Genomic DNA, 21,550 nt, shown 5'->3' with positions numbered 1-21,550 from the left:
TTCACCGCCAGCGCGCCGCGGCACCCACGGCCGCCGCGGCGTCGACGATGCCCTCGCCGTAGAAGGAGTTACGGAACGCGTCACCCGCGCAACGGTCGTCGTCCCCGCAGTCGAGGTCGCGCGCCTGGGCGAGCAGCCGCTGCCGCAGCTGCGCGGGTGTCCACTCCGGATGCGCGCTCGCCAGCAGCGCGGCGACGCCGGTGACATGCGGCGCTGCCATCGACGTCCCCGCCTTGAAGCCGTACCGCCCGCCAGGCACCGTCGACAGCACGCCCCGGTCTTGCTTGCCAGGGTCGCCGCCCGGCGCGGTGATGTCGATCTTGTCCGTGCCGTAGTTCGAGTAGGACGCCTTGCGCTTCTCCTTGCCGGTCGCGGACACGGTGACGACACCGGGCAGTTCGGTCGGCAGGTCGATGCAGTCGGCGCTCAGCGGCCGATTGTCGATCGGTTTCGAGTCGTTCGGGCTGGAGCTGTCGGTGGTCTTGTTGGCGAGGTTGTAGTCCGAGTTGCCCGCCGCCGCGACGTGCAGCATGCCCTTCCGCTCGGCGTGGCGCACCGCGCGGCGCACCGCTTCGAGGATCGCGGCCTGGTCGGGATCGTCCGGGCACAGGTACTGCCACGGGTCGATGTAGTAGCTGTTGTTGGTGACGTCGAACCCCTGCTGCGCGGCGAACATGAACCCGCAGACGGCGTTCTCCGGAAAGAACAGGCCGGTCGGCTGCTCGGCGACGCGCACAGAGGCGACCGTGACACCTGGCGCGACGCCGAGCACGCCGACACTGTCGTTCGCGGCCGCGATCGTGCCCGCGACGTGCGTACCGTGCGAGTTCGTGTCGCGCCACGCGCCGTCGCGCCGGTCGAGCGAGCCGTAGGCGCAGGACGCGGACTTGCTCGCGTCAAAGGCATCGTCGAGTTCGGCGTGCATACCGTCGACGCCGGTGTCGAGCACGCCGACGACGACGTCCCGCGACCCGCTGGCCACCGGCAATGACTTGTCTGCACCGATCTGGGTGAGGTTCCAGCGCGGAGCTTCCGGACCCCGTGGGGTGTGTTGCGGCGGCCTGGGCGGCACGGCCGGTTCGTACGCCTGTTTCGGGATGTCCGATGTCCGGGTCGCACCCGCCTGCTGAACGCCCGGCGCCTGCCGCACGGTGCGCGCGAACTCCGCGCCGGTCGCGTGCGCGACGACAACGCCGATCGCCGGGTATGCCGCGAACACGGATCCGCCGTTCGCTCGTGTCGCACTCACCGCGGGGCTGACGTCACCAGGTGCGGCGAGGACGAAGTAGGAGCGCAGGCCCGGTTCCCACTGCGGCACGGGCACGGCGGCGGCCCCCGGAACGGCGGCGGCCGTCGGGCTGGCGACCGCGCCAGACAACAGCGACACCAACGCCACTGCGAGGAATCCGGCGACGAGACGTCGATGCGTGGCGTGCCATGCGATCACGGCGTCCTCCAAGCCCGGTCGGTCACACCCTGCCAGCCGGACCTTAAGCGCAGCGATGGTCCATGGCAGCGGAGTTCGCCGGTTCGGGCGCGGAGATCACCTGACCGGGGAGTCGTGGGATGTGGTGACGGGCGCCTCCGCGACACCCGCCGCAGCCAGTACCCGCGCATACGACCCGCCCTCGGCGAGCAGTTCGTCGTGGCTGCCCAGCGCGGCGACCCTGCCGCCGTCGAGCAGCAGGATGCGGTCGGCATCACGAGCGGCGTCGAGCCGGTGCGCGATAGAAATGACCGTCCTGCCAGCCAAGGCCGCGGCGACCGAGCGCTCGGCCTGCCGCGCCGTGCCGCTGGCCATCGCCGCCGTCGCCTCGTCAAGCACGACGACCGGCGGGTCGGCGAGCAGCACCCGTGCCAGCGCGAGTTGCTGCGCCACCGCGGGCGGCACCGACAGCGTGCCTGACCCGAGGCGGGTTTCCAGCCCGTCCGGCAGCGACCGCACCCAGTCGTCCGCCCCGACGACGGTGAGAACGTCGTGGAGGTGGTCGTCGTCGCCATCCGCCATCAGGTTCTCGCGCACGGTCGCGGCGAAGACGTGGTGCTCCTGGGTGAGCAGCAGCACCTCGCCACGCAACTGATCATGCGACCAGCGACGGAGATCGACGCCACCGAGCGACACAGTGCCGCCGCCCGGTTCGGCGACCCCCGCGAGTAGTCGCGCCAACGTCGACTTGCCAGACCCGGACGGTCCGATGATCATCAGCCGTTCGCCAGCGACGATGTCGAGGTCGATGCCGTGCAGGACGTCGTGGCCGTCGCGGTAGGCGAACCGGACGTCCCGCAGTTGGACGTCACGGCCGCTTGGCGTAACCCGCGCGCCGCCACGGGCGGGCCGCACCCGCCGGACGCCGAGGATGCGGCGCAGCCCGACCGAGCCGACCTGCAGCTCTTCCACCCACGCCAGCAGTTCCACCAGCGGGCCAGACATCGCGAGCAGGTACAGCGTGACCGCGGTGATGTCACCAAGCCCGGCGAGGCCAGCACGATAGGCGACACCGCCAATGGCCAGCACGGCGGCGACCGGCAGCAGGTAGGCGAGGTCGAGCGTCGGCAACCAGCGTGCGAGCAGCGACCGGTGGGCATGCTCCGTGGCCACGGCGGCACGCAGCGCCCGATCGTTGTGCGCCACCCGCCGTTCCGCGAGTCCCAGTGCCTCGACCGTGCGTGCGCCGGTGACCGTCTCCGTCGCGGACGCCTGGACGTCGCCCCACGCGGCGAGCATCCGCTCCAGCACGGCGTTGGCCCGCCGCCAGTACCACCGCGTGGTGAGCACGAGCAGTGGCACGGACACCAGCACGCCCGCGGTGAGCAGCGGCGACGTCACCAGCATCGCGACGACGGTCAGCACAACCGCGATCGACGACGTCAGGATCTCCGGCGCGGCATAACGGGCGGCGTACTCGATTCGGTCGACGTCCGACGTCGCCCTGCTGAGCAGATCGCCGGTGCCCGCGTCTTCAACGGTGCCGATCGGCAGTCGCAGCACGTGCTCGGTGAAGTCCTCCCGCGCGGTGGCGAGCAGGTGTTCCCCGAATCGGGTGGCGCGGACGTGCCCCCAACGACGTAACGCGGCTTGGGCGAGCAGCACGGCGAGGAAGACCGCGGCCAAGACGTCGACCGGTGGGCGTGTGCCCGCGGCGACGGCGTCCACCAGCACACCGAGCAGGCGCGGCCCGACCAGTCCGAGCAGCGAGGCGAGCACGAACAACGTGAGCATCGCCGCGAAGTCGCCGCGCTTCCTGCTGGCGACGTCGCGCAGCCACCGTCGCACCATCCGCGCGTCGGCCAGCGGGAGCGTCATGGCACGACTCCTTCCCGGGGTGTCGCCAGGTGCGTGCTGTCAGGTGTCGCCACACGCGCCCCAGGTGCGTTGCGCCAAAGCGGACTGGACGTCAGCACCACCGTGGTGCGGCCCTCGCGGAGCGCGGCGACGCGCTCGACGATGCGGGCCTCGGTGTGCGCGTCCACGGCGGACGTCGGTTCCTCCAGCACGAGGACGTCCGGGTCGAGGGTGAGTGCCCGTGCCAGCAGCAGCCGTTGTCGCTGGCCACCGGACACCGACCGACCGCGCTCGCTCAGCACGGCGTCGTACCCCTCGGGCAAGGCGTCGATGACGTCGGAGGCATCAGCTGCCGCGATGGCGTCCGCGACCGGCACGGCGTCGCCTGCCGCGAGCTCCTCGCCGACCCGTCCCGCGAACAGGTGGTCGTCGCCCAGGACGAGCACCACGCGGCGGCGCAGTTCCGCGCGGTCGACGCCGTTGATGGGCACGCCGCCGAGCAAGGCGTCGCTGTCGGCGTAACCGGTGAGGCGTTCGGCGAGGGCGCGATCCGGCGGCAACACCGTGAGCCGCCCTGCTGGCGCGACGAGTCCGCCCTCGGCCAGCGACAACGGGCCGTCCGGCAGTGGCACCGGCTCAACAGGCTCACCGAACTCCGGGGCGAGGCGGAGCAGCCGGTCGATGCGGCCCGCCGCGACACGTGCCGCGCTGGCCGCGTCCGCTGCTTCGGTCGCCGTTCGAACCGGCACGACGAGGAACGCCGATGCGCCATAGAACGCGATCAGTTCGCCCGGCGAGATCGCGCCGTCCAGCGCGAGCCGCGCACCAAGCCAGGTGACGACGACGGTGACCAGACCGGGCAGCGCGATTTCGGCCGCCGCGAGCCAGGACTCGGTGCGCCCCACGGCCACGCCAGCGTCGCGCACCCGATCGTTCACGGCGGCGAAACGGCGCAGGTGCTGCCGCTCGCCGCCGACCCCACGCAGGATACGCAGCCCGGCGACGATGTCCGCACCCATGGAGGTGACCTCGGAGAACCGTTCTCGCTGCGCTTCCTTGCGACGGTGCAACGGCCGCAGCAGCGGGCCAATGCCGAGCACGGCGAGCGGCACCCCGACCAGCGCGATCACGCCGAGAACCGGGGTGATCGTCACCAGCACGACGGCGACGACGGCGAACGACGTCAGCGCGCCGATGGTCCTGCCGAACGTCTCGACGGCGTTGCCGATGTCGTAGACGTCCTCCGACCCCATGGCGACGACCTCGCCGGTCGACAGCCGTTTCGGCAACGTCGCGCCGAGGTGCGCGGCATGGCCCACAACCGCGCGCTCCGCGCTGACCGCACCGTGGATCCACATCGTGTGCGACGCCCAGTTCAGGACGCCGCTCGCCACCGCCTGCACGACGGCGAGCCCCAGCACGAGCGCGATCCAGCCCGCGAGGTCCGCCAGGCGACCAGCGGCGATGCTGGTGTCGATCGCCGCGCCGACTACCAGCGACATCACCGCCGTCGGCAGCATCGCCCCCGCACCAGCGACCGCGGCGGTCAGGGTCAGTCCTGGCCGCGCGGCAAGCACCGCCCGCAGCCGGAAGCTCGGCGGTGATACGTCGTTAGTGGGTCAAGTGAACTCCGTGCCTCCCATGCGCCGGACGATACCGACGCCCACCGACACGGTGCTACGGATTTTCCATCGTCATCGGTCAGCCCGTCATCGGTCAGCCCGGCAATCCAGCGAGAATGTCGCCCGCCAGCGTCGCCGACACCGTACAAACCTCCTCGTCGGAGCGATTGGCATCAATGAATACCACGCTGACCACCTGGTCCTCGGATTCCGGATCGAGCCAGAGATCCACGGAACACATGTCACCGTTGCTGGCCTGCCGAGCCATCACACCGTCGATATCGATCTCCTCCGGCGCCGGGGCACCCGGCGGCGGTTCCTGATCGGGATAACCCGCAGTGGGCGCGCCCGCCCCGATAGTCACGGCAGCGGTTGGCGAACCATCAGCCGCGTAGAAGCATTGTCTGCCTTCTTCGGTGCCCTCGCCGATAGTCGTGCCGGTCGCCTCGCTGATCGCGTCAGTGCTGAGTAGATCGCACGACGCCTGGTCAGTCAGCCGCTTGTCGGTACCGCCGCCACACCCTGCCAGCACCGACACCGCGAAAACCGTCATCGAAAGAAGCGCCATCGACCGCTTGACCAGCGGGTCAACCACGTATCCGCCCCCAGCCATGAATCCTCCCCCGAGGCTAAAAATGCTGTTCCGAGCTGTAAACGCTAGCAGGCCACTACCAGGCAGACGGCCGAAATCACGATCTTCCGCGCATGCTCTCCGGGCCATGCGCCACGGGTTTCTCCCGCAGCGAAACCCATCGCGCACGAGCCGACACCCAATGCGAACCCACGTGACCTGCGTCGCGCGCGGCAAACCTCACTGCCAGCCGAAATCCGCAGGCCAGGTAGGCTCACAACGTCGCTAGACCCACCGAAACCCGGAGCTGTCACGTGGCCAAAGTCGTCGTCGACGTCATGCCCAAGCCCGAGATCCTCGACCCGCAGGGACAGGCGGTCGCCCGCGCGCTGCCCCGCCTCGGATTCGACGGCGTGGCCGACGTCCGTCAGGGCAAGCACTTCGAGCTGGAGGTCGACGACTCGGTCGACGACGCCACGCTCGCCAAAATCGCCGAAGGTTTCCTGTCGAATCCGGTGATCGAAGACTTCGTCGTCCGGCGGGTGTCGGAATGACGGCGAAGGTTGGCGTCATCACCTTCCCGGGCACGCTGGACGACGTCGACGCCGCGCGCGCGGTGCGCTACGCCGCGCGAGACCTGCTTGCAGGGTCGAGCCATGAGGCCTGCGAAGCCGTCTCCCTGTGGCACGGCGACGCCGACCTCGCCGGCGTCGATGCCGTTGTCGTGCCGGGCGGCTTCTCGTACGGCGACTACCTGCGCGCTGGCGCGATCGCCCGGTTCGCGCCGGTGATGGGCGAGGTCATCGAGGCCGCGCGCAAGGGCATGCCGGTGCTGGGCATCTGCAACGGCTTCCAAGTTCTGTGTGAAGCGGGCCTGCTGCCCGGCGCGCTGGTGCGCAACCACAAGCTGCACTTCGTCTGCCGCGACCAGTGGCTGCGGGTGGAGAACACGTCGACGGCGTGGACCACCCGCTACGAGCACGGCGCGGAGATCCTGATCCCGGTCAAGAACGGCGAAGGCGCCTACATGGCCGACGAGCCGACCCTCGACGCGCTGGAGAACGAGGACAGGGTGGTGTTCCGGTATGTCGGTGAGACCTGCTCGCAGGGTCGAACCATGGGCGCTGCCAACCCGAACGGCTCCCGCCGCGACATCGCGGGCATCACCGACCCGACCGGCCGGATCGTCGGGCTGATGCCGCACCCCGAGCACGCCATCGACGCGCTGACCGGACCGAGCGACGACGGTCTCGGCATGTTCCTGTCCGCACTCGACGCGCTCCAAGGAGCCCCTGCGTGACTACTCTCGATACCGTCAAGCACGCCGAGTCCACCCCTGACACCGAGCAGCCCTGGGCCGAGCTGGGGCTCAAGGAAGACGAGTACGCCCGGATCCGCGAGATCCTCGGCCGCAGGCCGACCGACGCCGAGCTGGCGATGTACTCGGTGATGTGGAGCGAGCACTGCTCCTACAAATCGTCCAAGGTGCACTGGCACTACTGGAAAGAGAACACCACCGAGGAGATGCGCACCAAGATGCTGGCGGGCATCGGTGAGAACGCGGGCGTCGTCGATATCGGGGACGGCTGGGCGGTCACATTCAAGGTGGAGTCGCACAACCATCCGTCCTATGTAGAGCCGTATCAGGGCGCGGCGACCGGCGTCGGCGGCATCGTCCGCGACATCATCGCGATGGGCGCGCGCCCGCTCGCGGTGCTCGACCCGCTGCGGTTCGGCGCGGCGGACCACCCGGACACCAAGCGCGTGCTGCCCGGCGTCGTCGCGGGCATCGGCGGCTACGGCAACTGCCTCGGCCTGCCGAACATCGGCGGCGAGGTCGTCTTCGACTCGACGTACCAGGGCAACCCGCTGGTCAACGCGATGTGCATCGGCGCGATGCGCAGCGAGGACCTGCACCTGGCGCACGCGTCCGGCGTCGGGAACAAGGTCATGCTGTTCGGCGCGCGCACCGGCCTCGACGGCATCGGCGGCGTCTCGGTGCTGGCCTCGGAGACGTTCTCCGACAGTGACTCCCCCGAGACCGGCACCGGTCGCAAGAAGCTGCCGAGTGTCCAGGTCGGCGACCCGTTCACCGAGAAGGTGCTGATCGAGTGCAGCCTTGAGCTGTTCCGCGAGGGCATCGTCGTCGGCATCCAGGATCTCGGCGGCGCGGGTCTGTCCTGTGCCACCAGTGAGCTGGCCTCCGCGGGGGACGGCGGCATGCGCGTCGAGCTCGACCAGGTGCCGCTGCGCGCCGAGGGCATGACCCCGGCGGAGATCCTGTCGAGCGAGTCGCAGGAACGCATGTGCGCCGTGGTCAAGCCGGAGGACGTCGAAGCGTTCCTGCGGGTGTGCCGCAAGTGGGATGTCATCGCCACCGAGATCGGCGAGGTCACCGACGGCGACAACCTGGTGATCACCTGGCACGGCGACACCGTGGTGGACGTCCCGCCGCGCACCGTGGCGCACGAGGGCCCCGAGTACCACCGGCCGTTCGCGCGGCCCGCCGAGCAAGACGTCCTGCAGGCCGCGACGCCGGATCTGCTGTCGCGGCCGAGCACCCCTGAGGAGCTGCGGGAGACGATCCTGACGATGATCTCCTCGCCGAACCTCGCCTCCCGGGAGTGGGTCACGCAGCAGTACGACCGCTACGTGCGCGGCGGCACCGTGTTGTCGCAGCCGTGCGACTCCGGCATGATCCGCATCGATGAGGAGACCGGGCGCGGCGTCGCGGCGGCGACCGACTGCAACGGGCGATTCGTCAAGCTCGACCCGTACACCGGCACGCAGCTCGCGCTGGCCGAGGCGTACCGCAATGTCGCGACCGGCGGTGCGACACCGCTCGCGGTGACCAACTGCCTGAACTTCGGCTCGCCCGAGGACCCCGGCGTGATGTGGCAGTTCGAGCAGGCCGTGAAGGGGCTCGCCGAGGGCTGCCGCGAGCTGGGCATCCCCGTCACCGGCGGCAACGTCAGCTTCTACAACCAGACCGGCGACACCGCGATCCTGCCGACCCCAGTCGTCGGCGTGCTCGGCACGATCGACGACGTCCGCAGGCGCATCCCGACCGGCATCGGCAACGAGGCTGGCGAGTCGCTGATCCTGCTCGGTGAGACACGCGAGGAGTTCGGCGGCTCGGAATGGGCGCACGTCGTGCACGGCCACATCGGCGGCACCCCGCCGCACGTCGACCTCGCCCGCGAGAAACTGCTCGCGGACATCCTGGTCGCCGGGTCGCGCGACGGCATGATCTCCGCGGCGCACGACCTTTCCGATGGCGGCCTCGCGCAGACCATCGTGGAGATGGCGCTGATCGGACAGACCGGCGCACGGCTGGTGCTCGACCCCGACATGGACCCGTTTGTGCAGCTGTTCTCCGAGTCAGCCGGCCGGGTGCTCGTCGCGGTGCCGCGCAGCGAGGAACTGCGGTTCACGGAGCTGTGTTCCGCGCGGGGTCTGCCGTGGCGCAAGACCGGCGTCGTCGTCCCCGAGTCGGACGCGCTGGAGATCCAGGACGTCGCGACACTTCCGCTCGACGAGCTGCGCACCGCGTGGGAGGGCACACTGCCCGCGCTGTTCGACTGATCGGCTGGTCACCCCCACTCGTCAAGCGCCTGTGGCGGGTCGATCACGGCGCCGTCGCGGTGACACCCGCTGAAGTCCGCGCTGCCGAAACTGGCGTCGCTGAACTTCGCGTCGCCTGCGAATCGCGCGCCGGTGAACAGCACCCGCCCTGCTGCGGTGAACCCGCTGAACCACGCCTTGCGACGGAACTCGACGTTCGTGAGCAAGAGCTGCGCAGGCAACCTGCCGTCCAGCGAGTGCGCACTGGTGAACCACGCGTCGCCACGGAACACTGTCCCGCTGAAGTCGTTGCTGCTGTACAGGCGGGCGTACCGCAGCGTGATCGTGCCGACGGTGCGGCCGGTGAGACGGAGGTATTCGAGGACCGCGCCGGTCAGATCGAGGTCGTAGCGCGGGGCGTCGTCGTCCGAGGCCGCCGGTAGCAGGTCCGCGAGCGCTCGTTGTGCGGACAGCCGGACTTGGAGCTCACGCTCGGCGTCCTCAGCCTCCTGTCGAGGCCACTCCCGTTGCTGAAGCTGATAGCGCGGATGGTCGAAGGGACGACGCAGGTACGCGCACAGCACGTCGATGACTGGCTGCACGTAGTACTTCGGCCGGTCACGGGCGACCGCGACCAGCGCCGCCACCGCACCGACACGCACCTGGTCAGCAGGGCTGCCAAGAAGCTCTATCGCCCGCGCGAAGCGCTCGTCAGCGGCCTTCTCCCTGTCGTGTTCAGCCCGGTCGCTCTCCACGACATGCCGGCCCTCATCGACCCGCCTGCGGCGATCGTTCAGCCACAACGCGTACAGCGCGACGACCGAACCAGCGGCAAGCCCGCCGGATTTGAGCGCTTCCGCGCGCGGGGTGCCCGGCGCGGCGAGCAACCATCCGGTGACAAGGGCCAGTGCACCGGCTGCCATCAGCATCGTTCCCGCTAGCGGCAGGCCCTGCCGCGTGCCGTCACCACCGCCACGCACCCGCCACACGACGAACGCGGCCATCCCGGCGAGCAGTGCGACGGCCCCCGCACTGAGAAAGGAGACGTCCACGACCGTCCACTGTAGCCAGCACGCGGCCGTCAGATCCCCAGAACCGCCCGGGCGATCAGAAAGTAGATGATCAGGCCAGTGGCGTCGACCAGCGTGGTGACCAACGGCGCGGACACCACGGCGGGGTCGATGCCGACGCGCTTGGCGAGCAGCGGCATGGTGCCGCCGATCATCGCGGCCCACACACAGATCACCACCAGCGACAACGACACCGCGACCGCGATGCCGCTGCCCGCGATCAGCAGGCCGAACACGAACGCGACCGCCGCGAGCGTGAGCCCAACGAGCAGCCCGACCCGCGACTCCCGGAACGCCACGCGCAGGACGTCACTGGTCCGCAACTCACCCACCGCGAGCGCGCGCACCGCTGCCGTCGCGGCCTGCGCGCCACTGTTGCCACCGGTACCGATGAGCAGCGGGATGAACGCCGCGAGCTGCACCACCTGCGCCAACGTGCCCTCGAACGCTTCGAGCACCCCGACCGTCAGCGACGCCGCCACGATCAGCAACAACAGCCACACCACCCGCGAGCGCGCGAGCTGCACCACGCTGACCGCCATGTAGTGCCCGATCCACGGCGTCGTCGCGGACTGGCGGGCGACGTCCTCGGTATCGGCTGCCTCGATGACCTCGAAGGCGTCGTCGATGGTGAGCACGCCGATCACCCTGTCCTCGCTGTCGACGACGATCAGCGCGAGCAGATTGGCGTCCTGCATCAGCCGCGCGGCCACCTCGGCGTCCTCCGTCGCCGGTACCGTGGGCTTCTCGCTGCTGGCGAGGTCAGCGACCAGCGTATCCGGCCCGCCAAGGACCAGCTCACGCAGCGTCACGACACCCTGGAACCGGCGACTGTTGTCGACGACCGGAAGGGTGTACACGGTCTCTGCGTTCTCACCGCGCTCGCGCACTACCTGGAGCGCATCTTTCGCGGTCAGCTCACCCCGCAGCACCAGCACCGCGGGGCTCATGATGCGGCCGACGGTGCCGTCCTCATAACCGAGCAGCCGCGCGGTCAGCGAACGTTGTTCGAGCGAGAGCCCGGCGAGCACGCGCTGGGTGAACTTCGCTGGCGCCTCACCGAGCAACCGCGCGCGGTCGTCCGGGTCCATCGCCTCGACCAGCTCATAGAACGCCTTGTCGCGCAGTCCTGACAGGATCTTCTGCTGGTCGACCGGGTCCAGTTCCTCGAAGACGGCGAGCGCGTGGTCCTTGTCGAGCAACCGGAACAGCAACACCGCCGTGATCGCCTCGTTCCTGCCGAGTTCGTCGGCGATGACGTGCGGCGGGTGCTCATCGAGCCACTGCTTCATGCCGGAGACATCGTTGGCGTCGATCAGATCTTCCAGTGAATCGAGACCCATCGCTCCTCCGGTGTCCAAGCTCGGGTGACGGAGTCGGCGGCTCGCGGCGCGCTAGCAGATCTCCCCACCAGACTCTACGGGGTCACGCATCTGCCGCACGGTGGTGCCTCGACCGGGGCACACGGGAGCCGAGGCATCGGCGTCAACTCGGAGCCAGCAAGGTACAACTCGTGGCGAACAAGGTGCATCTCGTAGCGAATACGGTGCGACTCGCGACGGCTACTCGCCGGTGGCGATGGCTTCGAGCTGCTTCCTGCCGCCGTTGAAAGTGTTCTGATCGATCGGATCGTTCGAGTACTGCCAGAACGTGTGGACGTGCCAGCCCGCTGGCAGGTCCCCGATCTTGTCCGCATAGCGCGCCACCCACAGCGGCACGGTCTCCTCGAAGCCGTGACCATCGCCGACGCACTTGTTCCACCAGTTCGTCGACGTGTAGATCACTGGCGCGCGGCCAGTGTGTTCGCGGTAGGTGTCGTGGAAGTCGCTGATCCACGCCCGCATCGCCTGCTGCGTCTTGCCGTAGCAGGTGTCGCCGTACGGGTTGTACTCCAGATCGATGACGCCGGGCAACGTCTGGCCGTCCGCCGACCACGCGCCGCCCCGCTCGGCGAAGTACGTCGCCTGCACCGCACCGGACGATCGATCGGGCAGCGCGAAGTGGTACGCGCCCCGGATCATGCCGACGTCGTAAGACCCGTTGTACTGCTGCGTGAAGTACGGGTTCCTGTACCCGGTGCCCTCGGTGGCCTTCACGTAGGCGAACCGCTTGCCCTTGTCCCACCAGTGCTGCCAGTCGACCTCACGCTGCCAGCCGCTGACGTCGATACCCTCGATGCCGTCGCGATCTTCGGAGTCCGGCCCGTCTTGCTCCTCGTCCGGCTCCTCCTGCTCCTCGTCCGACCCGCCGGAGCCGTCCTGCCGCGCCTGCGCGCCGCGCTCATACACGGCGATCTGCGAGCCCATCGGGTGACTGTGCCGCTGCACGTAGGTGTCGACCGCGCCCTGCGGTGCCGCGCTCACGCTCGGCGCGACGAACAACGACGCCGCGGTCACGCTGACCACGCCGACGACGGCGAGCGCCCCGAGTAACACCCGGCGCACCGGCCGCCCTCGCGTGGCCGTCATGCGATCACCCTTCCAACCGATCGATCGAACGGCACCCCCACAGCCATCCGACCGTCGATTGTGAACGGAGAACGCAGTCGCTGTCACCTTCCCGCGTGACCAATCGCCCGATCGTGGACAACTCATGCCTGCTGTCCAGTCACACGAACCCCGAGCGCAACCGGCTGTTCACCCCCACTCGCACCGGCGTGGCGGGTTCTCGCTGGATCAGGCGGTCAACGCGGGTCAGCGAGCGCCGCCGAGTCACGTCAGGACGGCGTCACCTGCGCCAGCGACGCCGCGCCGCCGCTTCCAGATGCTCCTCAGGGACCACCGCGGTGACCAACCCCTCCGGATTGATCGCAAGCGGATGCCCCGAGAGTTGCGGCAGGATATCCCGCCCGGTCAACGTGCGGGAACTGGGCCACTCCTGCGGGATCATGGACTGACGGGTGTAGGCGGGCACCACGATGCGGCCGCGCTTGTCGTAGAACCCGGTGAGGTTGTCCTGCTCCCGCGAGACGGCGTAGACGTACAACGTCGATCGCAACACCACCGGCGGCAGGTCGGAGACCGGCCGGTGACCCGTCCGCACCAGCTGCAGCAGGTCCTCGAGCTCGCCATCCGGTTCGGGGAAACCGAGCGCCCGCGGTGACGGCCGGTAGTCCTCGTTCGGATGGAAGTCGGCGACGATCTCGCCGTCCGCGTTGACCGGATACGCCCCCACAACGGCCCAGTCCGGCACTGAACCAGACGGGTCGAAGGCCTCGTCGATGACGTAGAGCCACGAGTTCGGGTTGCGTTGCGCGCGGGCGCGCATCGAATCGGTGATCGGGGGCTGGCGTCGCGGCTTCCCAGGCACGAGCCTTCCTGCGTCGTCAGCTGCCATCGTGATCGCCCCCAATTGCTGGCGTGTTTCGCGCGTCGCTCATCCTATTTCCCATGTCTGGTTCCCGGCGCGCACCGAACCCCGCCGAGTTGCGGCGCGTCGTCGAGTCGATGTCGGGCTGGCTGTCCGGCGAGGGCGACAAGCCGGAACGGCGAGAACTCGCCACCGCCGTCCGGCTGAGCCTGCACACCCTCGCCACGGACGCACCGGGAAACAGCGTCGAGGTCAGGGTGCCTCCGTTCGCTGCCGTCCAGTGCGTCGGTGGGCCGAGGCACAGCAGAGGCACACCGTCCAATGTGGTCGAGACCGATCCGAGGACATGGCTGCGGCTCGCCGCCGGGTTGACCGACTGGCAGACAGCGATCGCCGACGGGAGCGTTTCGGCTTCCGGCACGCGATCCGACCTCTCACATCTGCTGCCTCAGCTGCGTCTGCGGTAAACGCCATCAGGCGCCGGTGACTACGGTTTTCTGCCGACGGCGCAGATGAAACAGTTCTGTACCGAGTTGAGCGGCTTGAGCTGTGGCCCATCAGGCCACCAGTCGGCGCACAACACGAGGCCGGGCTCGATCAGGTCGAGGCCCTCGAGGAACTCCTCGCACTCGGCGCGCGTCCGGAACGTACCGCGCCCCATCGGACTGGCGAGGAATTGCTCCTCCATCTTGCGCGCGGTCTCGGTGTGTTCGTTCTCTGGATCGAAGAAATGGCTGAAGGCCACGTACGAACCGGAAGGCAGTGCCTTGATGTACTCCTGCATGATCTTGGCAGGCTCGTCGCGCGGGCCGTCGTAAAGCTGGAACGTGCCGACCTGCAGGAAAATCAGCGGTTCCGAGAGGTCGATGTGCTTGTTGACAACGTCGTTCTCCAGGATCTCCTGCGGCTTGAAGATGTCGGCCGCCGCGAAGTGCGTCCGGTCGTTCTCCTCAAGCAACGCGCGCCCGTGCGCGAGCACGACCGGATCGTTGTCGATGTAGACGACCCGTGCTTCCGGATTGATCCGCTGCGCTACCTGATGCACGTTTTCCGATGTGGGCAACCCGGAACCACAGTCGAGAAACTGGCTGATTCCGGTCTGGCTCGCGAGGAACCGCACGGCCCTGATCAGGAACGTGCGGTTCTCGGTTGCCATGTCCTGTGCCTCGGGCACTTTGCCCCGAACCATCTTGAGTACCTGACGGTCGACCTCGAAATTGTCCTTGCCGTTGAGGAAGGCGTCGTAGACCCGGGCGATGCTCACTTTCGTCGGGTCGACTCCGGCGGGTACGGGATAATCCGGGGCGGCGTTTGTCATCGACAACCTCGTAGACGTATTCAAGTAACGCGGATCACACGTAGCCTAGACGTCCGACGATCACCACGTAAACGCGGGAGTCGCGCTTGACGCGGGCGATGGGCATTGTACGCTGAGTGATCGGTCGGGGACGGCTTGAGATGCCAGGAGCAGCGAGAGGCAGACATGACACTCCAGTCCGGTAGGGGTGGCGCGGATCAGAGCGGTGGCACGCCGACCGCACGTCGCATGGTGCTCGGGGCGCAGTTGCGGCGGATGCGGGAGGAAGCGGGCATCTCGCGTGCCGACGCGGGGTTCCACATCCGCGGCTCCGAGTCCAAGATCAGCCGGATGGAGCTGGGCCGGGTCGGATTCAAGGACCGCGACGTCGCCGACCTGATGACGCTCTACGGCCGTTCCGACCCGGAGGAGCGCGAGGAGTACCTGCAGATGGTGCGGGACTCCAACACGCCTGGCTGGTGGTACCGCTACCACGACCTGTTGCCAGCGTGGTTCACCAACTACGTGGGGCTCGAAGAGTCGGCCTCGCGTATTCAGACGTTCGAGCTGCAGTTCGTGCCAGGGCTGCTGCAGACGGAGGACTACGCGCGGGCGGTCGCGACCAAGGGCAGGCCCGAGTACCACGCCGACGCGACCGAGCGCCGTATCGCGCTGCGCATGCGCAGGCAGAAGATCCTCAGCAAGCCCAACGCGCCCCGGCTGTGGGCCTTCATCGACGAGGCCGTGCTGCACCGCCCCGTCGGCGGGCCCGCCGTACTCAAGGATCAGCTCGACGCCCTGATCGAGTGGACGAAGATGCCCCACATCGCGGTGCAGGTGCTGCCGTACAGCCGCAGTAACCACGGAGCGGAAGGCGCGTTCAGCGTGCTCCGCTTCGCCGAGCCCGAACTGCCGGACATCGTCTACGTCGAGTACCTCACCGGTGCGGTGTATCTCGACAAGCAGGACGACCTCGAGCCGTACGCCCGTGCCATCGACCAACTCGCGGTCGACGCGGAGACGCCGGACCAGTCCCGTGCGTTGCTCGAGAAGCGCCGCAACGAGATTTAAAGCCAAAGTTCACCGGCTCGTCACTATTGCCGCCCGTTTGGATGATCAGATCCAGATGGGCCCAGGTCAGCAACACGTTGCACTGATCGTCGTACACCCCTGGTTCCCCTGACGCACCAGTCCTTGTCACCCAAACGTGGCTGTGGCACACGATTGCACACGCTGTGCAGCTTTCGTGAACAAATTTCATGCACATGCATTTGCGTTTGCCGGTACACGTGCTAGATTCGCCCGCACAATCGGATGCACGTGCAGATGCATCCTTATAGTCGGGAGGTGAGGGACAAGATGGTGAACACCATCGCCAACGGTATGCCCGCAACGGACTTGACGGACGTCACGTGGCGCAAGAGTTCCCGCAGTGGTGCTGTCGGCAACTGCGTCGAGGTGGCGCGACTGACCAACGGCGAGATCGCGATGCGCAACTCCCGCTTCCCGGATGGTCCCGCGCTGGTCTACACCAAGGCCGAGATCGCAGCGTTCGTCGCCGGCGCCAAAGACGGCGAGTTCGACGACATCGCGAGCTGACGCGGGGGGTCACCGTGATCAGCACTGAGGATCAGCTGCGTCAGCTCGTCACGCGCGGCTTCCGGTTCGTGCACCCCACCGACGACGACGGTGAGATCGCCGCCGTCGTCGGTGTCCGGGTGCACAGCGGCGTCATCGACGTCGTCACGCTGCATGACGAGGACGATGTCCACGCGATGCGAATGCCGGGCGAGGAGACCGATGTCCTCGCCCCCCGCACGGTGCTGTGGCAGACGAGCGGATACGTGAGCACCGTGCTCGGCGCGATGCTCGCACTGCCGGACGACTACGCCGTGCCGTCACGCAAGGGTGAGAACAGCGGCTGCTGGGTGCCGGTGCGCCCTGGCGCGGCCAAGTGGCTCGCCCCGGTCGGCTGACCAAACCCTGGCCGCCGGGCGAGGCGAGTCACAGTGGTCATTGCCACTCCGGGTCGCCCGTTTAGGGCAGGTTGAGCGGCTACACTGGGAATGGCCGTCCCCCGTCCTCGCAGGAGCTATTGGTGGCATCGCACGGCGCCAACGACAACACCGGCGACCTAGCCCTCGATCACAGCACGGACCCCGAGCCACGCGAAGAGTGCGGGGTTTTCGGGGCTTGGGCGCCTGGTGAAGAAGTCGCCAAGCTCGCCTACTACGGGCTCTACGCGCTGCAGCACCGTGGCCAGGAGGCAGCGGGCATCTCGGTCTCCGACGGCTCGCAGATCGTCGTCTTCAAGGACCTCGGGCTGGTCAGCCAGGTCTTCGACGAGCAAATCCTCTCCGCACTCGAAGGCCACATCGCCGTCGGCCACTGCCGCTACTCCACCACGGGCGGCGGCACCTGGGAGAACGCCCAGCCCACGTTTCGCAACACCGTGACCGGCAGCGGTATCGCGCTCGGTCACAACGGCAACCTGGTCAACACCGCCGAGCTCGCCGAGAGGGCGGCTGAGACCGGAACCGTCGCGGCCGGCGACGAGCCTCCCTCCCGCGCCAAGCGCGCGACAACCGATTCCGACGTGATGACGGCGCTGCTCGCGGGCACAGCCGCGGATAAGGGCGTCGAGGCAGCCGCGATGGAACTGCTGCCCACCTTCAAGGGCGCGTTCTGCCTCGTCTTCGCCGACGAGAACACGCTCTATGCCGCCCGCGACCCACAGGGCGTTCGCCCGCTCGTGCTCGGCAGGCTGGAGCGCGGCTGGGTCGTCGCGAGTGAGACCGCCGCGCTGGACATCGTGGGCGCGTCGTTCGTGCGCGAGGTCGAGCCGGGCGAACTGCTCGCCATCGACGCCGACGGGCTGCGGTCGTCCCGCTTCGCCGCGCCAGAACCGAAGGGGTGCGTGTTCGAGTACGTCTACCTCGCGCGGCCGGACACCACCATCGCCGGCCGCAGCGTGCACGCCACGCGCGTCGAGATCGGCCGCAGGCTGGCACAGGAGCATCCGGCCGAGGGCGACCTGGTTATCCCGGTGCCGGAGTCCGGCACCCCCGCCGCGATCGGCTTCGCACAGTCGTCCGGCATCCCGTACGGCTCGGGCCTTGTGAAGAACGCCTACGTCGGCAGGACGTTCATACAGCCGTCGCAGACCATCCGGCAGCTCGGCATCCGGCTGAAGCTCAATCCACTGCGGGACGTGATCAGGGGCAAGCGGCTGGTCGTCGTGGACGACTCCATCGTGCGCGGCAACACCCAGCGCGCGCTGGTACGGATGCTGCGCGAGGCCGGTGCGCTCGAGGTGCACGTCAGGATCGCGTCGCCGCCGGTGCGCTGGCCGTGCTTCTACGGTATCGACTTCGCCTCCCGTGCCGAGCTGATCGCCAACGGGCTCGACATGGAGGGCATCCGCCGCTCGATCGGCTCGGACTCGCTCGGCTACGTGTCGCTCGACGGGCTGATCGCGGCATCCGAGCAGCCCGCGTCTCGGCTGTGCGCGGCATGCTTCGATGGTGAGTACCCAATTCCGTTGCCTGATGACGAACTGATCGGCAAACACGTGCTGGAAAGTCTGCAACCGGCGCGGCAACCTGACGAACCGTCAGCGACGTCTTCACTCTCGGTACCGCAAGCAGGCTATGGTGCCGAAGACGCTGTCAAGCGTCCGTAGAACTTTCACAACATCAGGATGGAGTGCACTGTGCCCTCTGTGCCGCCCCCTGCGCAGCCAGAGCCCCCTGCACAGCCGGAACGCCCAGCAGGGGCGACCTATGCCGATGCGGGCGTCGACATCGAGGCCGGCGATGCGGCCGTCGAACTGCTCAAGCCACACGCGAAACGGGCGAGCAGGCCGGAGGTGCTCGGCGGCGTCGGTGGCTTCGCCGGGCTGTTCTCGCTCAAGCTGGACCGCTGGAAGGAGCCGGTGCTCGCGTCGTCGACCGACGGCGTCGGCACCAAGCTCGCCGTCGCGCAGGCGATGGACACCCACGACACCATCGGCATCGACCTAGTGGCGATGGTGGTCGACGACCTGGTCGTGACCGGGGCTGAGCCGCTGTTCCTGCAGGACTACATCGCGGTCGGCAAGGTCGACCCGCAGCGCATCGCCGACATCGTCGCCGGGATCGCGGAAGGCTGTGTGCAGGCTGGTTGCGCGCTGCTCGGCGGAGAGACGGCGGAGCACCGCGGGCTGATGGCCGACGACGACTACGACGTGTCCGCGACCGGCGTCGGCGCCGTCGAGGCGTCCGAGCTGCTCGGGCCGGACCGGGTGCGGCCGGGCGACGTCGTGATCGCGATGGGCTCGACCGGGCTGCACTCCAACGGCTACTCGCTGGCGCGGAAGGTGCTGCTGTCCGACGCGCGGATGCCGCTGGACGGGCACGTCGAGGAGTTCGGCCGCACGCTGGGCGAGGAACTGCTCGAGCCGTGCCGTATCTACGCGCGCGACTGCCTCGCGCTGGCAGCCGAGACGCACGCGCGGACGTTCGCGCATATCACCGGCGGCGGGCTTGAGGCGAACCTAGAGCGGGTGATACCGCGCGGGCTGGTCGCGAACCTGGAGCGGTCGAGCTGGACGCCGCAGCCGATCTTCCGGCTGATCGCGCAGCGCGGCAAGGTCGCCCGCACCGAGATGGAGAAGACGTTCAACATGGGCGTCGGGATGGTGGCCGTCATCGCGCCGGAGGACGTCGATCGCGCGCTGGCCGTGCTGACCGCACGCCACGTGCCAGCCTGGGTGCTCGGCGACATCCGGCCCGCCGACGACCCCGAAAGCGCCCGCGCGCTGCTGCACGGCGACCATCCGCGCTTCTGATCCCTGCGTCCGGGGTACCCCGCCTCGGAGCTCTGCCTGCCACGGTGATGCCCATGTCAACAGACGCACGCGGCGACGTCGTCGTGAACGGACGGATCACCATTCCCGCTGCTGAGCTGCGGGAGCGGTTCTCGCGCTCGTCCGGCCCCGGTGGGCAGGGCGTGAACACCACGGACTCGCGGGTGGAACTGTCGTTCGATGTGGCACGTTCCGCCAGCGTGCCGGAGTCGCTGCGGCAGCGGATGCTGGACCGGTTGCGCTCCCGCCTGGTGGACGGCGTGATCACCGTGGCGGCGAGCGAGCACCGGGCGCAGTTGGCGAACCGGGAGGCGGCAAGGGAACGCCTGGCCACGCTGCTGGCCGAGGCCGCAGCGCCGCCGCCACGCAAGCGCAAGCCGACGAAGCCGAGCAAGCGCGCGAAGGAACGGCGTCTCGCGGCGAAGAAGCAACGCGGCAAGATCAAGCGCGACCGCAGGGGCGGCTTCGACGGGGAGTAAGGGCTTTCGTTGACGATCTTGAGGCGCTGTGGCTGCTATAGCGACTGTGGTGTGGCGGGACATGTCTGACACGTGTGTCCGGACATGTCTGACAGTACGCTGATCATTTGTGGTTGGGTTGGTTTCTCGCTTCGGCTAGTTGGGGGTGGGGCAGTGGGGAGTTGGGTAGGGCCAGGCGTGGTCGTCGTGGTGGGCCGGGTCGGCTGCCGAGGGGTTGGTAGCGGCGGTTGGGGTCGGCGTCGAGGGCGCGGACGAGGTGGTCGCGGTGGAAGATCGCGACGCGGTTGCCGTCGCGGAATACGGTGAGCTGGGCGTGTTGCCATTGGATGCCGACTTGGGCTTGTTGGTGGCGGCCGATGGCGACCGTGCCGGTCGTGCTGGCTTTGACGTCGCGCACCACTGGTAGTGGGGGCAGAGGTGCGGGTGGGGTGTCGTCGTTGTTGTCGCTGGTGGTGTGGCGTTGGGCGTAGCGTTCGTCGGGGGTGTGTCCGTCGAGGGCTTGGTGGGGTCGGAGCGCGTTGTAGGCGGCGTCGTAGAGGTCGAGTTGCTGCTGTAGTTCGGTCAGGTTGGCCGCGGTGGGGCGGGCACGCAGCCAGCGTTTCAGGGTTTGCCATTCGCGTTCCTTCTTGCCGCAGGTTTGTGGGTGGTGCGGGCTGGCGACCGCGGGGGTGATGGCCAGGGCGCGCAGGTTGGCCTCGAATGCCGCCCACCCGCCACGGTGGCGGGCGGTGAACGCCGCGCCGCCGTCGGAGAGCAGGATCGCCGGGCGTCCGTGGCGGGTCAGCGCGGTGAGCATGCAGCCCCAGGCGTCGGCGGCGTTCTCGCTCACTGCTGCCCTGCTGGCCAGCGTTTTGCGGGAACAGTCGTCGAGCACCCGCAGGATCACCGCGGGAGTGCCGTCGGCCAGGTGCCATTCGGTGCCGTCGATCTGCCAGCAGCCGTTCGGCTCGGCGAACTCGAACCGCCGCCACGACGAGCGGGGCCGTTTCTGCGGCGCCGGGGTGATCTCACCGCGGCGCACCAGCACTCGATGGATCGTGCGCGCCGTGGGCGAGGGGCTGATGCCGCGCCGCAGCAGCCGGTAGCGGATCGAGCGTGCCCCACAGTCCCAGCCCTGCCTGTCGAGTTCGTGGCGCGTGGCCACGATCAACTCCTCCAGCCAGTCCGGGGTCTGGCCCGGCGAGTGGTGTGGGCGCCGCGACCGGGGCAGCACCCCCTCCAGGCCACGGCCGTCGAAGCGGCGTCGATACCGGTAGAACGTGTCCCGCGAGATCCCGAGCTCGGCACACAACGCGGTGACATTGACCCGTTCCTGTCCTGGGCGTCCGGCCAGCGCCACCAACAGCCGGATCTCCATAGCAACCACCTGTTCCGCCATGACCAGCAAGTCTGGCCACAGCACTCAGGTGTCAGCCATGTCCCGACACACCACCGTCCGACATCTCAAGACACACGGCAGCTGCTATAGCGACCACAGCGCCTCAAGATCGCCGCTACACCTACCCGACA

The 21,550-nt window shown here is 68.6% G+C and carries 20 protein-coding genes; 10 read left to right on the top strand and 10 right to left on the bottom strand.

Annotation, left to right across the window (positions count from 1 at the left end):
• Position 1 precedes the first annotated feature (1 nt).
• From AMYHA_RS03865 to AMYHA_RS03850, 4 genes are all read right to left on the bottom strand, one after another.
• Positions 2-1,447 carry a S8 family peptidase gene (locus AMYHA_RS03865; RefSeq protein ID WP_196776828.1) on the bottom strand — a complete coding sequence of 482 codons (1,446 nt, stop codon included), beginning with the start codon at positions 1,445-1,447 and terminating at the stop codon, positions 2-4.
• A 96-nt stretch (positions 1,448-1,543) separates the two neighbouring features.
• Entirely contained in the window at positions 1,544-3,304 is a 1,761-nt protein-coding gene (locus tag AMYHA_RS03860; RefSeq protein ID WP_051399517.1) for an ABC transporter ATP-binding protein, read from the bottom strand.
• The gene (locus tag AMYHA_RS03855; protein ID WP_231104614.1) at positions 3,301-4,860 is read right to left on the bottom strand and encodes an ABC transporter transmembrane domain-containing protein; all 1,560 of its coding nucleotides are present in this window, start codon (positions 4,858-4,860) and stop codon (positions 3,301-3,303) included. Before AMYHA_RS03855 ends, AMYHA_RS03860 begins: the two co-directional genes overlap by 4 nt.
• 139 nt (positions 4,861-4,999) lie before the next feature.
• Entirely contained in the window at positions 5,000-5,518 is a 519-nt protein-coding gene (locus AMYHA_RS03850) for a hypothetical protein (protein WP_157361788.1), read from the bottom strand.
• Between the two features lie 272 nt (positions 5,519-5,790).
• On the opposite strand from AMYHA_RS03850, the gene purS reads away from it, so the two are divergent.
• The 3 genes from purS to purL are packed head-to-tail and all read left to right on the top strand — an operon-like array spanning position 5,791 to position 9,061.
• Positions 5,791-6,030, top strand: a complete 240-nt coding sequence (gene purS, locus AMYHA_RS03845; RefSeq protein ID WP_034268014.1) for a phosphoribosylformylglycinamidine synthase subunit PurS — start codon at positions 5,791-5,793, stop codon at positions 6,028-6,030.
• On the top strand, positions 6,027-6,776 hold the full coding sequence (purQ, locus tag AMYHA_RS03840; RefSeq protein ID WP_034268011.1) for a phosphoribosylformylglycinamidine synthase subunit PurQ: 750 nt from the start codon (positions 6,027-6,029) through the stop codon (positions 6,774-6,776). Before purS ends, purQ begins: the two co-directional genes overlap by 4 nt.
• Positions 6,773-9,061: a phosphoribosylformylglycinamidine synthase subunit PurL gene (gene purL / locus AMYHA_RS03835; protein WP_034268008.1), complete on the top strand. Its 2,289-nt coding sequence runs from the start codon at positions 6,773-6,775 to the stop codon at positions 9,059-9,061. Before purQ ends, purL begins: the two co-directional genes overlap by 4 nt.
• 8 nt (positions 9,062-9,069) lie before the next feature.
• Here purL and AMYHA_RS03830 read toward each other — a convergent pair whose 3' ends face one another.
• The 4 genes from AMYHA_RS03830 to AMYHA_RS03815 form a co-directional block, all read right to left on the bottom strand.
• Positions 9,070-10,092 carry a hypothetical protein gene (locus tag AMYHA_RS03830; protein ID WP_051399516.1) on the bottom strand — a complete coding sequence of 341 codons (1,023 nt, stop codon included), beginning with the start codon at positions 10,090-10,092 and terminating at the stop codon, positions 9,070-9,072.
• 29 nt (positions 10,093-10,121) lie between these two features.
• Positions 10,122-11,453 (bottom strand): magnesium transporter, encoded by a 1,332-nt coding sequence (gene mgtE, locus AMYHA_RS03825; protein WP_034268005.1) that lies wholly within the window; start codon positions 11,451-11,453, stop codon positions 10,122-10,124.
• A 219-nt stretch (positions 11,454-11,672) separates the two neighbouring features.
• Entirely contained in the window at positions 11,673-12,578 is a 906-nt protein-coding gene (locus tag AMYHA_RS03820; RefSeq protein ID WP_034268003.1) for a lysozyme, read from the bottom strand.
• Between the two features lie 259 nt (positions 12,579-12,837).
• Positions 12,838-13,446, bottom strand: a complete 609-nt coding sequence (locus AMYHA_RS03815; RefSeq protein WP_034275713.1) for a type VII secretion system-associated protein — start codon at positions 13,444-13,446, stop codon at positions 12,838-12,840.
• 53 nt (positions 13,447-13,499) lie between these two features.
• Between AMYHA_RS03815 and AMYHA_RS03810 the strand changes: the two genes are divergently transcribed.
• On the top strand, positions 13,500-13,886 hold the full coding sequence (locus tag AMYHA_RS03810; RefSeq protein ID WP_034268001.1) for a sterol carrier family protein: 387 nt from the start codon (positions 13,500-13,502) through the stop codon (positions 13,884-13,886).
• A gap of 20 nt (positions 13,887-13,906) precedes the next feature.
• On the opposite strand, the gene AMYHA_RS03805 is transcribed toward AMYHA_RS03810, so the two are convergent.
• A complete protein-coding gene (locus tag AMYHA_RS03805) occupies positions 13,907-14,737 on the bottom strand; it encodes an SAM-dependent methyltransferase (RefSeq protein ID WP_051399515.1) in 831 nt (276 codons plus the stop codon).
• Between the two features lie 165 nt (positions 14,738-14,902).
• On the opposite strand from AMYHA_RS03805, the gene AMYHA_RS03800 reads away from it, so the two are divergent.
• The 6 genes from AMYHA_RS03800 to arfB all read left to right on the top strand — a co-directional run bounded on the left by AMYHA_RS03800 (position 14,903) and on the right by arfB (position 20,041).
• Positions 14,903-15,787 carry a helix-turn-helix domain-containing protein gene (locus AMYHA_RS03800; protein WP_034267996.1) on the top strand — a complete coding sequence of 295 codons (885 nt, stop codon included), beginning with the start codon at positions 14,903-14,905 and terminating at the stop codon, positions 15,785-15,787.
• A gap of 288 nt (positions 15,788-16,075) precedes the next feature.
• Positions 16,076-16,315, top strand: coding sequence for a DUF397 domain-containing protein (locus AMYHA_RS03795; protein ID WP_034275711.1), 240 nt, complete (start codon positions 16,076-16,078; stop codon positions 16,313-16,315).
• Between the two features lie 14 nt (positions 16,316-16,329).
• Complete coding sequence (locus AMYHA_RS03790) at positions 16,330-16,692, top strand: hypothetical protein (protein WP_231104613.1); 363 nt, start codon at positions 16,330-16,332, stop codon at positions 16,690-16,692.
• Between the two features lie 122 nt (positions 16,693-16,814).
• Complete coding sequence (gene purF, locus AMYHA_RS03785) at positions 16,815-18,398, top strand: amidophosphoribosyltransferase (RefSeq protein ID WP_051399514.1); 1,584 nt, start codon at positions 16,815-16,817, stop codon at positions 18,396-18,398.
• 39 nt (positions 18,399-18,437) lie between these two features.
• A complete protein-coding gene (gene purM / locus AMYHA_RS03780; protein WP_051399513.1) occupies positions 18,438-19,544 on the top strand; it encodes a phosphoribosylformylglycinamidine cyclo-ligase in 1,107 nt (368 codons plus the stop codon).
• 53 nt (positions 19,545-19,597) lie between these two features.
• Positions 19,598-20,041, top strand: a complete 444-nt coding sequence (arfB, locus tag AMYHA_RS03775) for an alternative ribosome rescue aminoacyl-tRNA hydrolase ArfB (protein WP_034267993.1) — start codon at positions 19,598-19,600, stop codon at positions 20,039-20,041.
• Positions 20,042-20,144: 103 nt separating this feature from the next.
• Here arfB and AMYHA_RS03770 read toward each other — a convergent pair whose 3' ends face one another.
• The gene (locus AMYHA_RS03770; RefSeq protein WP_157361786.1) at positions 20,145-21,419 is read right to left on the bottom strand and encodes a DDE-type integrase/transposase/recombinase; all 1,275 of its coding nucleotides are present in this window, start codon (positions 21,417-21,419) and stop codon (positions 20,145-20,147) included.
• Positions 21,420-21,550 lie beyond the last annotated feature (131 nt).

The sequence above is a fragment of the Haloechinothrix halophila YIM 93223 genome (assembly GCF_000504245.1).
Taxonomy (GTDB): domain Bacteria; phylum Actinomycetota; class Actinomycetes; order Mycobacteriales; family Pseudonocardiaceae; genus Haloechinothrix_A; species Haloechinothrix_A halophila.
Note: the sequence above shows the minus strand (reverse complement) of the source record. Positions and strands in the feature narration are given on the sequence as shown.